Consider the following 14514-nt stretch of genomic DNA (forward strand, 5'->3'; position numbering starts at 1 on the left):
CGTCACCTCCAAGCCGTGCCCAAGGTTATCCCGACGTCTGGCCGGCCAGATTTGTGCACCGCACAGCAAAACCGGCAGAACACGCTTTAAGCTGGCCCCGTGACCGTCGGGGCGACTGGATGGGTGCCCGATGTCCTGCCCGGGTATTGGCAGCACACGATCCCGCTCGGGCCTGATCCCGCCGGCGAGGGCGAGATCGTCGCAACCTTGATACGCCGTGGCCCGGAAACGGGACAAGCCGCCCGCGCCGATCACGCAGTGCTGGCGATCCACGGTTTCACCGACTACTTCTTCCACACCGAGTTGGCCGATCACTTCGCCAACCGCGGCTTCGCCTTCTATGCGATGGACCTGCAGAAGTGTGGCCGGTCGCGGCAGGCCGGCCAAACCCCGCACTTCATCACCGACCTGGCGCACTACGACACCGAACTCGAACACGCGCTGACGATCGTCGGTGAACAGACCGGTTGGGCCCGGGTGCTGGTGTACGGCCACTCGACCGGCGGGCTGGCCATCGCGCTGTGGCTGGACAGGCTGCGACGGCGGGGCGCGACCGCGGGAGCCGGCGTCGGCGGCCTGGTGCTCAACAGCCCGTGGCTGGATCTGCCGGGCGCGGCTGTCCTGCGGCTGGGCCTGACGTCGGCCGCGATCGGCGCGCTGTCGCGGCTGCGCGCCAAGGGAGTGATCCGCCGACCGGGTGAGGGTGGTTACGGCTCCAGCCTCCACCGCGACTATCACGGCGAGTTCGAGTACAACCTGGAATGGAAGCCGCTGGGCGGCTTCCCGATCACCGCGGGCTGGCTGCACGCCATGCGCCGCGGCCAGGCCCGGCTGCAGCGCGGACTCGACGTGGGTGTGCCCAATCTGATCCTGCGTTCGGATCACACCGTGCGCGAAGACGCCGGCCCGACAGCCCTGCAGTGCGGCGACGCGGTTCTGGACGTCAGACAGATCGCTCGCTGGTCCGGCTGTATCGGCAACCGCAGCACCATCATTCCGGTGAAAGACGCCAAGCACGACGTCTTCTTGTCGCTGCCGGAGCCGCGCCGCCTGGCCTATCGCTACCTTGACCACTGGCTGGACGACTACCTCAAGGAAGCGGACAACACCGATGCCTCGGCGCCGTCATCAGGGAAAGGGTAAGCGGCCCAACGACAATGGAAACCTATGATATCGCCATCATCGGAACCGGTTCCGGCAACAGCGTTCTCGACGAGCGATATGCCCGCAAGCGGGTGGCGATCTGCGAGCAGGGTACGTTCGGCGGTACCTGCCTGAACGTCGGATGCATCCCGACAAAGATGTTCGTCTACGCCGCTGAGGTCGCCAAGACGATCCAGGGCGCGGCGCGCTACGGCATCGACGCACACCTCGACGGGGTGCGGTGGGGTGACATGGTCTCGCGCGTCTTCGGGCGCATCGATCCGATCGCGCTCGGTGGCGAGGACTATCGGCGCTCCGCGCCCAATGTCGACGTCTACAGCCGGCACACCCGCTTCGGGCCGGTTCAGGCGGATGGGCGCTATCTGTTACGCACCGATGCCGGTGAGGAATTCACCGCCGATCAGGTGGTGATCGCAGCCGGCTCGCGGCCGGTGATTCCACCAGCCATCCACGCCTCGGGCGTGAAGTATCAGACCAGCGACACCGTGATGCGGATCGCCGAATTGCCAGAGCACTTGGTGATCGCCGGAAGTGGCTTCGTGGCAACCGAATTCGCTCATATCTTCTCCGCGCTCGGGGTACGGGTCACGCTGGTGGTCAGGGGAAGCACGCTACTGCGCCACTACGACGACACCCTCTGCGAGCGGTTCACCCGTATCGCGTCGAACAAGTGGGAACTACGTACGCACCGCAACATCGTCGGCGGGGTGAACCACGGCTCGGGCGTGACGCTGGAACTCGACGACGGCTGCACGCTGAAAGCCGACATGCTCCTGGTGGCGACCGGCCGGCTGTCCAACGCCGATCTGCTGGACGCCGAGCAGGCCGGCGTCGACGTGGAACGGGGCCGTGTGGCGGTCGACCAATATCAACGGACTTCTGCGCGCGGGGTTTTCGCCCTCGGCGACGTGTCGTCGCCGTATCAGCTCAAACATGTCGCCAACCACGAGGCGCGCGTCGTGCAGCACAATCTGCTCTGCGACTGGGACGATACCGAGTCGATGGCGGTCACCGACCATCGGTTCGTACCATCGGCGGTGTTCACCGATCCTCCGCTGGCCACCGTCGGACTGACCGAGAACCAGGCCATTGCACGCGGATTCGACATCTCGGTGAAGATCCAGGACTACGGCGACGTCGCGTACGGCTGGGCGATGGAGGACACCACGGGATTCGTCAAGCTCATCGCCGACCGGCGCAGCGGGTGCCTGCTGGGCGCACACATCATGGGTTACCAGGCTTCGTCGATCATCCAGCCGCTGATCCAGGCGATGAGTTTCGGGCTGACCGCCGCCGAAATGGCGCGCGGCCAATACTGGATACACCCCGCGTTGCCCGAAGTCGTGGAAAACGCGTTACTGGGGCTGTGCTGACGGGCTCTCTTGGCACTGCGGGCACAGGCCGTGCAGGGTGAGGCCGGCCCGCTCCGACAGCGCGAATGAGCTGCCCTCCATCGCATGTTCCAGCGCTGAGCTGAGCTGTCGGGCGGGCACTTCGATGATCGATTCGCACCTGGTGCACACCGCGTGGTGGTGAGGGGCGGTGGCCAGGCCATACGTGGTCACTCCGCAGTCGAGGGTCAACGCGTGCAGCACGTCCTGCTCGACCAGCGTGGTCACGGTGCGATAGATGGTCGCCACATCGGGCGGGTGGGCGCCGGCGGGCAGGCTTTCGCGCACCCGCTGGTGAATCTCGGCCACCGGCAAGTGGCCGTTGACCGGCTCGAGCACGGCCAGTACCTGAATTCTCGACGCCATCCGGCGCAGCCCACGGACGCGCAGAAATTCGCCGAGCCGCTCGGTGACGGCCGGGTCGAGCGCGGGCTTGGGCCCCATCTGTTCAGTGTCGCGCCGGATTCAGGGGATTGCCAGCTTTTCGCCCTATCAGCCCCGCGCCCGTCCTGCAAGCCGCTTGCATGCAGGTTCCGGCCGAACCTACAGTCGGGACTATTGCGTTCTGCCCGATGTGAAAGGTCAAATGCCCAGCACCGAGCTCGACCGGCGCCCATCTCGGTGGTCCAGCTTGCGCAATGCCCTGTCGTCGGCGGAGTGGTGGCGGCTGGGATCCATGTTCGCTGTGATCCTCGCCTTGCATCTGATCGGCTGGATCATCCTGGTGTCCGTCGTGCAGCCTGCGGGACTCAGCCTGGGCGGCAAGGCATTTGGCATCGGTGTCGGCGTGACGGCCTATACCCTGGGCCTGCGGCATGCATTCGACGCCGACCACATCGCCGCGATCGACAACACCACCCGCAAGCTGATGAGCGACGGGCAGCGCCCGCTGGCCGTCGGATTCTTCTTCTCACTGGGGCATTCCACGGTGGTGTTCGGGCTGGCGGTGCTGCTGGCGACCGGGCTCAAGGCCATCGCCGGACCGGTCGAAGACGACTCCTCGACTCTGCATCACTACACCGGCCTGATCGGCACCAGCATCTCGGGCCTGTTTCTGTATCTGATCGCCATCCTCAACGTCGTCGTCCTGGTCGGCATTCTGCGGGTGTTCGCACGGTTGCGTCGAGGCGATTACAACGAAGCCGAACTCGAACAGCAGCTGCAGAACCGGGGACTGATCAACCGACTCCTGGGCCGCTTCACGAAATCGATCACCAAGTCCTGGCACATGTACCCGATCGGGTTGCTGTTCGGGCTGGGATTCGACACCGCCACCGAGATCGCGTTGCTGGTACTGGCCGGCACCAGCGCGGCGGCCGGGCTGCCGTGGTACGCGATCCTGTGTCTGCCCGTGCTGTTCACCGCCGGCATGTGCCTGCTGGACACCATCGACGGAACGTTCATGAACTTCGCTTACGGTTGGGCGTTTTCCAATCCGGTGCGCAAGATCTACTACAACATCACCATCACCGCGCTGTCGGTTGCCGTCGCCCTGCTGATCGGGAGCATTGAACTGCTGGGCTTGTTCGCCCGCCAGTTGGGCTGGCATGGACCGTTCTGGGACCTGCTTGGCGGCCTCGACATGAACATGGTCGGCTTCGCAGTCGTCGGCATGTTCGTGGTCACTTGGGCTGTGGCCGTGTTGGTATGGCGTTACAGCCGCATCGAAGAGCGGTGGACGCCCGCGGCCGAACGCTGAAGCGCAATCACCGCCACGGCGGCGCAGCTCCCCGGCCGAAGCCCCAAGTCGACTGACCCAGCCGCGGTTTGCGCTGATCCTCGGCGGGATGCCGGCGATAGCTCGCCGCCAGCATCGGTTCCGGGTCCGCGCCCGCGACAAGGGCCAGGCACGGTGCGCTGAATTCGCACGTCTGGCAATGTGCGCCGAAGGTCGGGCTGATGGGCGGCGCACCGGACATCTGGATCGCATCGGCGCCGATCCGCAATCCGACGGCGGCGACCTCGGCGCGGCTTCGCCGGATACGGGTTCGCCGCAGCGGACCGGCGGCCGACTGGAGGATCCGGCCCGTCTTCTCACTTCCCCCCGTCTCGTCACTTCGAGAGGTACGCGCCGACAGCCGACGGTGTTGCGGAATCGCGCGACCGCCACCGCTGGGCTCGCTCTGGCGCACCCGCGGACGGTTGGCCCCGGCGCCGATGGGTGGTTCGAGCGGGCCACCGAGACGCACCTCGTTGTGAATCGTGCCCGAGATCTCCATGCCCAGGTACTCCTGCTCCCAGGCCCAGCAGGCCGCCAGCGCCGCCTCGTCATCGATCAACGCACCCGACTCCTGCCAATCGTTGCGGATCAGGTGCACGACCACCCAGTACTCGTCAGCGGCGTCGACCGCGAGTAGATCGATCCGGCAGGCATACATCACCGCGGATCCATCTGGAGTCGTCAGGCCGCGTTCGGGGTCGCCCGGGTCAGGCACCAGCGCTTGGACGTCGTGGGCGATCTTCACGGGGGCGAAGTCGTCGACCGTGCCGGCCCACGCGTCGTAGGCGTCGATGAGCGTGGTCGCGGCGGCAAGCGAATCGGGCGCCGCCCCGGCGGCACTGGATTCGTTCAGAGCGCGGACAACTGCCTTGTGCACCAGCGATTGCCTCACCTCGGGTTGCCAGTCCCATGTACCCGGGAAGTAATAGACCGCGAGCGCTTCCTTGAGCACCGTGGACAACACCGGCTCGGCATCAATGACGGGCTCCAGGTCACGGCGGAGCGGCGACGCGAAATCCCACTGCCGCAGGCACCGCTTGAACCTGGCGCGGTCGTCTTCAGTGATCCGGTAGCTCACGGTGCGGTCTGTGCCGGAGGGTCAATGGACGTGTGGCCAGGGCTCGCCAACCGGCCAGCGGCACCGGTCAGCGCGACTGATCATGGACTCCAGCTCGGCGAGCAGGTCGCCGAAGAAGGCCCGCAACTCCTTACGGTTCTTCGGCCAGTCCGCGGAGAAGGACATCCAGGCGTCGGGCCCGGATTGGCCGCGCGGCGGAACCGGATCACCGACCGCGCCGCTCGCACCGTCTGTGCCGACGATGCACCAGTCGTAGTCGTCACCGCGCCGCGCCAGATACACGACATCATCGCGAGCGGGGCGGTTCGCCTCGATCAGAGCCTCGAACGAGGCGAATAACTCTTCGACATTCACAATGCGCCTCGTGGAATCAAGCGTAGCGCCGATTCGGGTGTAGAAAAGTGCTCATGGGCCTCTCCCGCGAGCGGATCCCGGTGACCGGCAGTGCATGAATTGTCGCTGTGCGAAGCGATCGCCGGTGTGGTCAAGGCACACGCCGACGGACGCCACGTCGAGGTCGTCCGGGTCCGGATCGGCGCGCTGCGCCAAGTAGTGCCGGAATCGCTGTCGTTCTGCTGGACCCTGGTCCGGGATTCCGAGAGCATGCCCGACGCGGAGCTCGAACTCGAGTGCGTCACAGCCGAGGTGAAGTGCCGGTCCTGCGGCGGGCAATCGGAGATCGCCTCGGCGTGGTCGATCTGGTGCCCGCAGTGTGACAGCACCGATGTCGAGGTGCTGCGCGGCAACGAATTTTTGGTGACGTCGATGGACGTCTCATGAAAGGTGGTCATTGTGAACAGGTTTGAGCATGGGTAGGTTCCATCGACACGACGACGGCACCGTGCACAGTCACGAACATGAACACGATCATGACCATGACCGTGGGGATCACGGTGACTTTGACGGCTATGAGACCGGAAACCAGCGGATCGACGTGCTGGAGTCGATCTTCGCGGAGAATGACTTCCGCGCCAATATCAACCGAGCGGCGTTCGAGAGCAACGGGATCCGCGCGCTCAATCTAATGAGCTCGCCCGGCTCCGGTAAGACGACGGTGCTGCAGGCCACCCTCGACGCGCTGGCCCGCGAGTTCGCGATTGGGGTGATCGAAGGCGACATCGCCACTGACCTGGACGCCGCCAAGCTCAGCGGCCGCGGCGCTCAGGTGTCTCTGCTCAACACCAGCAATGGGTTTGGCGGCGAGTGCCATCTCGACGCACCGATGATCAACCGTGCGCTACCGGGACTCGACCTGCCCGCACTGGACCTGGTGATCATCGAAAACGTGGGCAACCTGGTCTGCCCGGCGGAGTTCGACGTCGGCGAGCACGCGAAGGCGATGGTCTACTCCGTCACCGAGGGCGAGGACAAGCCGCTGAAGTACCCGGTCATGTTTCGATCGGTGGATTTGGTGTTGCTCAACAAAATTGACCTGGTGCCCCATCTGGACGTCGACGTCGACCGCTACATCGCGCATGTGCGCGAAGTCAATGCGTCCGCGACGATCCTGCCGGTCAGCGCGCGCACCGGCGCCGGCATGGATGCCTGGTTCGGCTGGCTACGGAGGTTCACCCAAGGTCCGCATGACTAGTTCAACCGAACTCCTCCCGACCTTTTTGCAAATGACTTGCAAGACAATGAAACCCGATAGGCCAGCTACATTTTTCGGCCGGCCGCGGACCTCTGATAACGATTGACAACGCTCGTTAGCGGGGGTAGACCCAGAAACAGCGCTGCGCAAGTGGGCCGACGGTCGACTCCGGTAGCGCAAGGGGCGTCAGCCCGCCCCGGAAAGCTGCATCATGCCAACGGAAGCAGCAGTCAAAGCGGAAGAAACGTTGATCCATGTTCTCTGGATCAACGCAGGTCTCAGTTGTGATGGCGACTCGGTGGCGTTGACTGCCGCCACCCAACCCAGCGTCGAGGAGATTGCATTAGGCGCGCTCCCCGGCCTGCCACAGGTCGCCGTCCACTGGCCCTTGATCGACTTCGAATGCGGACCCACAGGAGGAGCGGACGACTTCCTCGAATGGTTCTTCAAAGCCGATCGCGGCGAGCTGGAACCCTTTGTGCTGGTCGTCGAAGGGTCCATTCCCAACGAGAAGATCAAGGAAGAGGGCTACTGGTGCGGGTTCGGCAACGACCCGGCAACCAATCAGCCGATGACCACCAGCGAGTGGCTCGACCGGTTGACGCCTAAAGCCACCGCGGTCGTCGCGGTGGGGACCTGCGCCACCTACGGCGGCATCCACGCGATGGCCGGCAACCCCACCGGGGCGATGGGTGTGCCGGATTACCTCGGCTGGGATTGGAAGAGCAAGGCTGGAATCCCGATCGTCTGCGTCCCGGGCTGCCCGATTCATCCGGACAACCTCTCCGAGACGCTGACCTACCTGCTCTACATGGCGACCGGCCAGGCGCCGATGATTCCGCTCGACGACGCGCTGCGCCCCAGCTGGTTGTTCGGCGCCACCGTGCACGAAGGCTGCGACCGGGCCGGCTACTACGAGCAGGGTGATTTCGCCACCGAGTACGGTTCGCCGAAATGCATTGTCAAACTTGGTTGTTGGGGCCCGGTTGTCAAGTGCAACGTGCCCAAGCGCGGGTGGATCAACGGCATCGGCGGTTGCCCGAACGTCGGCGGCATCTGCATCGGGTGCACGATGCCCGGCTTCCCGGACAAGTTCATGCCGTTCATGGACGAGCCGCCGGGCGGCAAGGTGTCGACAACCGCGTCGGGTCTGTACGGCTCGGTGATTCGCAACCTGAGGGGGATCACCAACCGGACCCTGGACAAGGAGCCGAGCTGGCGCCGTAAGGGCACCAAACTCGAAAGCGGAGCCCGCCGCACCTGGTAGCCCACGCCGCTCCATTCTCACCAGACTCGTTCAAGACAAAGCCCCTTGGGCACAGAGCAAGAGAGTAATAGTTCGATGACAACCATCATTCCGGAGCCGACGGCATCCAAGCGGGAACCCGGCCAACTCGTCGAAATGGCCTGGGACCCGATCACCAGGATCGTGGGCAGCCTCGGCATTTACACCAAGATCGATTTCGAGAACAAAGAAGTCGTCGAGTGCCACAGCACGTCGTCGATCTTCCGCGGTTACTCGATCTTCATGAAGGGCAAGGACCCGCGCGACGCTCACTTCATCACCAGCCGCATCTGCGGCATCTGCGGCGACAACCACGCCACCTGTTCGTGCTACACGCAGAACATGGCCTACGGCGTCAAGCCGCCGCACCTCGGTGAGTGGATCGTCAACCTCGGCGAGGCCGCGGAATACATGTTCGACCACAACATCTTCCAGGAGAACCTGGTCGGTGTCGACTTCTGCGAAAAGATGGTCTCCGAGACCAACCCCGGTGTGCTGGCCAAGGCCGAAAACACCGCGGCGCCGCATGCCGACGCGCACGGCTACAAGACCATCGCCGACATCATGCGCTCGCTCAACCCATTCAGCGGCGAGTTCTACCGGGAGGCGCTGCAAGTCAGCCGCTGGACGCGAGAGATGTTCTGCCTCATGGAAGGTCGCCACGTGCACCCGTCCACGCTGTACCCCGGCGGAGTCGGCACCGTCGCGACCGTCCAGTTGATGACCGACTACATGACCCGGCTGATGCGGTACGTGGAGTTCATGAAGAAGGTCGTCCCCATGCACGACGACTTGTTCGACTTCTTCTACGAGGCTCTGCCCGGTTACGAGAAGGTCGGTTTGCGGCGCACGCTACTCGGCTGCTGGGGCTCCTTCCAGGATCCCGAGGTCTGCAACTTCGCATACAAGGACATGGAGCGCTGGGGCAACGCGATGTTCGTCACCCCCGGCGTGGTGGTGGACGGCAAGCTGGTCACCCACTCGCTGGTGGATATCAACCTCGGCATCCGAATCCTGTTGGGCAGTTCGTATTACGACGACTGGACCGACCAGGAGATGTTCGTCAAGACCGACCCGCTGGGCAACCAGGTGGACCGGCGGCACCCGTGGAACCAGCACACCAACCCGCACCCGCAGAAACGGGACATGGACGGTGGCAAGTACAGCTGGGTCATGTCGCCGCGCTGGTTCGACGGCACGGACCACCTGGCGCTGGACACCGGCGGCGGCCCGCTGGCCCGACTGTGGGCGACCGCGCTGGCCGGCCTGGTCGACATCGGATACGTCAAGGCGACCGGTTCCAGCGTGCAGATCAACCTGCCCAAGACTGTGTTGAAGGGTCCGGTGGAATTGGAGTGGAAGATCCCCCAACACGGCAGCAACACCATCGAACGCGACCGGGCGCGGACGTACTTCCAGGCCTACGCGGCGGCATGCGCGCTGCACTTCGCCGAGAAGGCATTGGAGGAAATCCGCGCTGGGCGCACCAAGACCTGGGAGAAGTTCGAGGTGCCCGACGAAGCCATCGGCTGCGGGTTCACCGAAGCGGTCCGCGGCGTGCTGAGTCACCACATGGTGATCCGGGACGGCAAGATCGCCAACTACCATCCGTACCCACCAACCCCGTGGAACGCGAACCCGCGTGACAGCTACGGCACGCCGGGCCCTTACGAGGATGCGGTCCAGGGCCAACCGATATTCGAGGAGAACGATCGGGAGAATTTCAAGGGCATCGACGTCATGCGCACGGTGCGCAGCTTCGACCCGTGTCTGCCCTGCGGTGTGCACATGTACCTGGGCAAGGGCAAGACGCTGGAGAGACTGCACACCCCGACTCAGTCGCCTGTCGAGGAGTGACTGATGGCGGATCGCCCGGAAGGCCCTGGCACGCAATGGCGTACGGCGGGCGATCGGATCCAGACTCTGCTGGATTCCTGCGCGGCCGGAGGTGCGACCGCGTACGAACGCGCCCAGGAACTGGTCCGGGAGGTGGTCGGGCTGTACGGGGCCGGGCTGGAACGGATCATGCAGCTCGCCGCCGAAACATCAAGTCCTGATGGAGGATTGGCCGAGCGGCTGGCCACCGACGACCTGGTGGCCAGCCTGCTCCTGGTGCACGGGCTGCACCCGCACGATGTGCACCGTCGGGTGTCCGATGCGCTGGATAGGGTGCGGCCCTACCTGGGTTCGCACGGTGGCGATGTGGACCTGCGCGAGATAACGGACGACGGCGTCGCGCGGTTGGCATTCACGGGTAGCTGCAAGAGCTGCCCGTCGTCAGCCGTGACGCTGGAGCTGGCCGTGCAGGACGCGGTCCGGGCGGCGGCGCCGGAGATCTCCTCGATCGAGGTGGTGGCCGCGACGCCCGCAGGCATCATCCCGACGGAATCGCTGTTGGCACCGCTACGTTCGAACGGTCACGTCAGGTGGTACCCGGTGCCGGAGGTGGCCGGGTTGAAGGCCGGTGAGGTCGGCGGCTTTCTGGTCGCGGAGACGACGATGCTGGCGTGCCGGGTAGGTGACCAGACTTTGGCCTACCGCGACCACTGTCCGATCTGCCAAGACTCGCTGGCCGGTGCGCAACTGCGCGAGGCGCTGCTGCGCTGCCCGCGTTGCCAGACGGATTTCGACGTCGTGCATGCGGGTGCGGGTCCGAACGGGGTTCACCTCGAGCCGCTGCCGCTGCTAACTCGTGACGACGTGCTGTCGGTGGCGCTGCAGAGCGAAGGCACGAGGGTGCCGGCATGACCAGTCCTTACGATGTGCTCACCCGCATTACCAGCAACCGGCAGCCCGCCGACCCGGCCGGCGAGCGGTGTGAAATGTGCTCCGAGCCGATCGCCGAGGAGCATCAGCACGTCGTCAATGTCGCAGGCCGCCAATTGATGTGCGTCTGCCGCGCCTGCTACCTGCTGTTCACCGACTCACACGCCGAACTGCGCTACCGGGCGGTGCCCGACCGGTACCTGGCGTTCCCGGATTTCGCGCTCGACCGTCGCGCATGGGAGGCACTGCAGATTCCGGTCGGCGTCGCATTCTTCTTCACTAACTCGGCGCTGGGCCGAACCGTCGCCTTCTATCCCGGACCGGCCGGGGCATGCGAATCCGAACTGGACTTGGACTACTGGAACACGCTGCGCGGCAAAGACTCTCGAACCGACCTATTGGCCGACGATGTGGAGGCGTTGCTGGTCCGGGTGCCCGAGGGCGATGAATTGGCCCAACCGCAGACATATCTCGTCCCGATCGACGTGTGCTACGAGTTTGTGGGACGGCTGCGCATGCTGTGGCGGGGCTTCGACGGCGGACAGGAGGCCCGGGAGTTCATCGACGACTTCTTCACCCAGGTCGCGGCGCGCGCGGCGCGGACGCACCCGGAGGCGCCGCGATGACGCAGCCAATCGAGTTGAGCTTCACTGTTCTGGACGTAGCGCCCGAACCGTATACCGTCACCCCGGTCCTCACCGCCCGCATCGGTGTCGCTACGAACAGTGACGATCCGGTGCACGCGATCGCGCTGCGCTGCCAGGTCCGTATCGAACCGCTGCGTCGTTCCTACTCCGACGACGAAGCCGCCGGGTTGATTGACCTGTTCGGCCCCCGCCAGCGCTGGGCGACCACCCAACGCACCTTCCTCTGGCAGCACTGCAGCGCGATGGTGCCGGGGTTCGCCGGCAACACCACGGTGGGGCTCTCGCTGGACTGCACCTACGACTTCGAGGTTGCCGCTGCCAAGTATCTGCACGCGCTACGCGACGGCTCCTTGCCGCTTCAATTCCTGTTCAGCGGGACAGTTTTCGTCAAATCCGAACGCGGCTTCTCGGTCCAGCAGGTGTCCTGGGACTGCGAGGACCGTTACGACATGCCGGTCAGCGCGTGGCGGGACCTGATCGCCCAGCACTATCCGAACACCGGTTGGATGCGCCTGAACCACGACACCATCGCCGCGCTCTCCCGTTACAAGTCGGCACGCGGGATGCTGGACCTCGACCATGCGGTCACCACGCTGATAGCCGAATCCTCCGAGCGGGAGGGCGCCCAGTGACACCCGCGTCATCAACTTGGGACCGCGTCCGCGCCGTCGCCGACGCCGTGCTGTACGAGGGCTATCTGCTCTACCCTTACCGGGGAACCTCGAGCAAGAACCAATCTCGTTGGCAGTTCGGCGTTCTGGGACCGCCCGGCGCTGCCGCTACCGGCCTGGGCGAAGACCACACGCTGGCCGCACAGTTCCTGGTCGACGGCGCCCAGGCGATCGCCCTGGCGGTGCGGTTCCTGCAGTTGCAGCACCGCCGCGCGGAACGCGAATTCCCAGAAGGCCCGGTCATGTTCGTCCCTGTCGACGAGCTGACCACCGCATCGGGGTCATGGCTGACCTGGGATGAGGCGGTCGAACGTGAACTGTCCTTCGGTCCGCTGGCATTCGACGAGCCCGGACAGCGCTGGACGCTGCCGGTGACCGCTCCGGCAGACACCGAGATCGAGCCGGTCGACGGCGGCCGCCTGGTCCGCGAGCGGCAGGAAGTGCTTGGCGAGCTGACCGTATCCACCGAGCCCGACGGCAGCCTGCTACGAGTCTCGGCACGACTGACCAACGTCGGCGAGCCCGCACGCGATAAGAACGAGGCGATTGCGCGTTCACTGATCGGCGCTCACATCATCGCCGAAGTCGTTGGTGGACAATTCATATCGATGATCGATCCACCGCCCGCCGCGGCCGGCGCGGTGTCCCGTTGCAGCCACCACCGGTGCTTCCCGGTGCTGGCCGGCCCGCTTGGAGTCCAAGACATCCTGCTGATTTCGCCCATCATTCTCTACGATCATCCTGAAGTCGCCGAACAGAGCAATACCGCGCTGTATGACTGCACGGAGATCGACGAAATACTCACCCTGCGGGTGATGACGATGACCGACGAGGAGAAGGCGCAAGCCCGCGCCACCGATCCGCGGGCCGCGCAAATCATCGACCAGTGTGACGCCATGTCGCCCGAAGCGATGGCGCGGCTGCACGGTGTGCTCAGGGATCCGCACCATGCCGCGGGTCTGGTCCCGGAGATTCCGGAGGGAGTCGACTGGTGGGATCCGCTGGCCGACAATGCCGTTCGGCCGGAAATCGACGCCGTGCTGGTGAACGGTAAAGCGGTCGCCCGGGGCAGCCGGGTCATATTGCGGCCGCGGCGAAATGCCGACGCTCAAGACATCTTCGTCGCCGGCAAAACGGCCATCGTCACGTCCGTCCACGAGGACGTCGAAGGTGAAAAACATGTCGGTGTGGTGGTGGAGGACGACCCGGCCGCCGACCTGCACGACTGGTATGGCCGCTACCTGTACTTCTCACCCGACGAAATAGAGCCTTTGACAGGACGGGAAACAACCGAAAGGGATGCGACATGGAAGTCTTAGGTTGGGTGTTCGTTGCCCTCATGGCGATCGTGGTACTGGCAGCGGTGGCGATGGGACTGGTGTCGTTGCCTGACGCTAAACGCTATCTCAGGCTGAGGCGCATGTAGCTGGGTAACCAGCCCATGGCAGCACGCATTCTGGTCGCCGGAATCGGCAATATCTTCCTGGGGGACGACGGCTTTGGCTCCGAAGTGATTCGGCGTGCCGAGCTACCGCGAGACGACGAGTCCGTGCGCGTCGTCGATTACGGCATCCGCGGCATGCATCTGGCCTACGATCTGCTCGAGGACTGGGACACGCTGGTTCTCGTCGACGCGGTTCCGAGCCGGGGTCGCCCGGGCACTCTGCACGTCTTCCAGGCAGACCACCAAACAGATTCCAGTGCATCGGGCTTGGATGCACACGGCATGGATCCGGAAGCGGTGTTCGCCAGCCTTCGCGCGCTGGGCGGCAGCCCGCCCTACACCGTGGTCGTCGGCTGCGAGGCGGGAAACGTCGAGGAGGGGATCGGTCTCACCGATCCGGTCGCCGAGGCCGTGCCCCGCGCCGCCCGCGCGGTGGAGGAGATCGTCGCGGCGCTGCGCTCCCAGGCGACCGCTGCGCCGCTGCAGAAGGAGTGTTGAACATATGTGCCTGGGTATACCCGGTCAAGTGATCCGGATGCTGGAGGGTTACCACGGCCAACTCGCACTGGTCGACGTCACCGGGGAACAGCGCAAGGTCAACGTCGGCATGCTGCCCGACGAGACATTCGCACCGGGCGACTGGGTGATCATCCACATGGGTTTCGTGGTCGAAAAGACCGACCGCGCCGGAGCCGAGCAGGCACTGGCCGGCCTGGAACTGATGGGCCGGGGTCCCAGCGGCCCAGGGACCGGCTGA

The 14514-nt window shown here is 65.0% G+C and carries 17 protein-coding genes; 14 read left to right on the forward strand and 3 right to left on the reverse strand.

All coding sequences use genetic code 11. From position 1 onward, the window contains the following. Window positions 1-123 precede the first annotated feature (123 nt). Both A9W99_RS10565 and mtr read left to right on the forward strand, forming a co-directional pair. Window positions 124-1143 (forward strand): alpha/beta hydrolase, encoded by a 1020-nt coding sequence (locus tag A9W99_RS10565; protein ID WP_067376854.1) that lies wholly within the window; start codon window positions 124-126, stop codon window positions 1141-1143. 14 nt (window positions 1144-1157) lie between these two features. Further along, on the forward strand, window positions 1158-2537 hold the full coding sequence (gene mtr, locus A9W99_RS10570; protein WP_067376648.1) for a mycothione reductase: 1380 nt from the start codon (window positions 1158-1160) through the stop codon (window positions 2535-2537). On the opposite strand, the gene A9W99_RS10575 is transcribed toward mtr, so the two are convergent. Further along, window positions 2520-2999 (reverse strand): Fur family transcriptional regulator, encoded by a 480-nt coding sequence (locus A9W99_RS10575; protein WP_067376651.1) that lies wholly within the window; start codon window positions 2997-2999, stop codon window positions 2520-2522. The genes mtr and A9W99_RS10575 overlap by 18 nt on opposite strands. A gap of 142 nt (window positions 3000-3141) precedes the next feature. Between A9W99_RS10575 and A9W99_RS10580 the strand changes: the two genes are divergently transcribed. Then, window positions 3142-4254 carry a HoxN/HupN/NixA family nickel/cobalt transporter gene (locus tag A9W99_RS10580; protein WP_067376654.1) on the forward strand — a complete coding sequence of 371 codons (1113 nt, stop codon included), beginning with the start codon at window positions 3142-3144 and terminating at the stop codon, window positions 4252-4254. A 7-nt stretch (window positions 4255-4261) separates the two neighbouring features. On the opposite strand, the gene A9W99_RS10585 is transcribed toward A9W99_RS10580, so the two are convergent. Next, window positions 4262-5353 (reverse strand): hypothetical protein, encoded by a 1092-nt coding sequence (locus tag A9W99_RS10585; protein ID WP_067376657.1) that lies wholly within the window; start codon window positions 5351-5353, stop codon window positions 4262-4264. Between the two features lie 21 nt (window positions 5354-5374). Continuing rightward, on the reverse strand, window positions 5375-5707 hold the full coding sequence (locus A9W99_RS10590; protein WP_067376661.1) for a hypothetical protein: 333 nt from the start codon (window positions 5705-5707) through the stop codon (window positions 5375-5377). A 90-nt stretch (window positions 5708-5797) separates the two neighbouring features. Here A9W99_RS10590 and A9W99_RS10595 point away from each other — a divergent pair, with 90 nt between their 5' ends. The 11 genes from A9W99_RS10595 (at window position 5798) to A9W99_RS10640 (ending at window position 14514) form a co-directional block, all read left to right on the forward strand. After that, on the forward strand, window positions 5798-6133 hold the full coding sequence (locus tag A9W99_RS10595) for a hydrogenase maturation nickel metallochaperone HypA (RefSeq protein WP_067376664.1): 336 nt from the start codon (window positions 5798-5800) through the stop codon (window positions 6131-6133). Between the two features lie 28 nt (window positions 6134-6161). Next, window positions 6162-6944 carry a hydrogenase nickel incorporation protein HypB gene (gene hypB / locus A9W99_RS10600; RefSeq protein ID WP_067376667.1) on the forward strand — a complete coding sequence of 261 codons (783 nt, stop codon included), beginning with the start codon at window positions 6162-6164 and terminating at the stop codon, window positions 6942-6944. Window positions 6945-7155: 211 nt separating this feature from the next. After that, the gene (locus tag A9W99_RS10605; protein ID WP_067376670.1) at window positions 7156-8211 is read left to right on the forward strand and encodes a hydrogenase expression protein HypE; all 1056 of its coding nucleotides are present in this window, start codon (window positions 7156-7158) and stop codon (window positions 8209-8211) included. Window positions 8212-8286: 75 nt separating this feature from the next. Then, a complete protein-coding gene (locus A9W99_RS10610; protein WP_067376673.1) occupies window positions 8287-10086 on the forward strand; it encodes a nickel-dependent hydrogenase large subunit in 1800 nt (599 codons plus the stop codon). A 3-nt stretch (window positions 10087-10089) separates the two neighbouring features. After that, window positions 10090-10977 carry a NifU family protein gene (locus A9W99_RS10615; RefSeq protein ID WP_067376676.1) on the forward strand — a complete coding sequence of 296 codons (888 nt, stop codon included), beginning with the start codon at window positions 10090-10092 and terminating at the stop codon, window positions 10975-10977. Then, window positions 10974-11621, forward strand: a complete 648-nt coding sequence (locus A9W99_RS10620; protein WP_067376678.1) for a DUF5947 family protein — start codon at window positions 10974-10976, stop codon at window positions 11619-11621. The genes A9W99_RS10615 and A9W99_RS10620 overlap by 4 nt, the downstream gene beginning before the upstream one ends. Further along, window positions 11618-12274 (forward strand): DUF6084 family protein, encoded by a 657-nt coding sequence (locus tag A9W99_RS10625; protein WP_067376681.1) that lies wholly within the window; start codon window positions 11618-11620, stop codon window positions 12272-12274. The genes A9W99_RS10620 and A9W99_RS10625 overlap by 4 nt, the downstream gene beginning before the upstream one ends. Beyond that, on the forward strand, window positions 12271-13632 hold the full coding sequence (locus tag A9W99_RS10630) for a hypothetical protein (RefSeq protein ID WP_067376684.1): 1362 nt from the start codon (window positions 12271-12273) through the stop codon (window positions 13630-13632). The genes A9W99_RS10625 and A9W99_RS10630 overlap by 4 nt, the downstream gene beginning before the upstream one ends. Continuing rightward, complete coding sequence (locus A9W99_RS27730; protein ID WP_371514945.1) at window positions 13620-13739, forward strand: hypothetical protein; 120 nt, start codon at window positions 13620-13622, stop codon at window positions 13737-13739. Before A9W99_RS10630 ends, A9W99_RS27730 begins: the two co-directional genes overlap by 13 nt. A 15-nt stretch (window positions 13740-13754) precedes the next feature. Further along, window positions 13755-14255 (forward strand): hydrogenase maturation protease, encoded by a 501-nt coding sequence (locus A9W99_RS10635; protein WP_067376687.1) that lies wholly within the window; start codon window positions 13755-13757, stop codon window positions 14253-14255. Between the two features lie 4 nt (window positions 14256-14259). Next, entirely contained in the window at window positions 14260-14514 is a 255-nt protein-coding gene (locus tag A9W99_RS10640; RefSeq protein ID WP_067376691.1) for a HypC/HybG/HupF family hydrogenase formation chaperone, read from the forward strand.

This window comes from Mycobacterium sp. 1164966.3, assembly GCF_001665395.1.
Classification (GTDB): Bacteria; Actinomycetota; Actinomycetes; order Mycobacteriales; family Mycobacteriaceae; genus Mycobacterium.

Coding starts and splice junctions, on each gene's coding strand:
- mtr (WP_067376648.1), top strand. CDS start 1,158: ATGGAAACCTATGATATCGCCATCATCGGAACCGGTTCCGGCAACAGC.
- A9W99_RS10575 (WP_067376651.1), bottom strand. CDS start 2,999: ATGGGGCCCAAGCCCGCGCTCGACCCGGCCGTCACCGAGCGGCTCGGC.
- A9W99_RS10580 (WP_067376654.1), top strand. CDS start 3,142: ATGCCCAGCACCGAGCTCGACCGGCGCCCATCTCGGTGGTCCAGCTTG.
- hypB (WP_067376667.1), top strand. CDS start 6,162: ATGGGTAGGTTCCATCGACACGACGACGGCACCGTGCACAGTCACGAA.
- A9W99_RS10605 (WP_067376670.1), top strand. CDS start 7,156: ATGCCAACGGAAGCAGCAGTCAAAGCGGAAGAAACGTTGATCCATGTT.
- A9W99_RS10610 (WP_067376673.1), top strand. CDS start 8,287: ATGACAACCATCATTCCGGAGCCGACGGCATCCAAGCGGGAACCCGGC.
- A9W99_RS10615 (WP_067376676.1), top strand. CDS start 10,090: ATGGCGGATCGCCCGGAAGGCCCTGGCACGCAATGGCGTACGGCGGGC.
- A9W99_RS10620 (WP_067376678.1), top strand. CDS start 10,974: ATGACCAGTCCTTACGATGTGCTCACCCGCATTACCAGCAACCGGCAG.
- A9W99_RS10625 (WP_067376681.1), top strand. CDS start 11,618: ATGACGCAGCCAATCGAGTTGAGCTTCACTGTTCTGGACGTAGCGCCC.
- A9W99_RS27730 (WP_371514945.1), top strand. CDS start 13,620: ATGGAAGTCTTAGGTTGGGTGTTCGTTGCCCTCATGGCGATCGTGGTA.
- A9W99_RS10635 (WP_067376687.1), top strand. CDS start 13,755: ATGGCAGCACGCATTCTGGTCGCCGGAATCGGCAATATCTTCCTGGGG.
- A9W99_RS10640 (WP_067376691.1), top strand. CDS start 14,260: ATGTGCCTGGGTATACCCGGTCAAGTGATCCGGATGCTGGAGGGTTAC.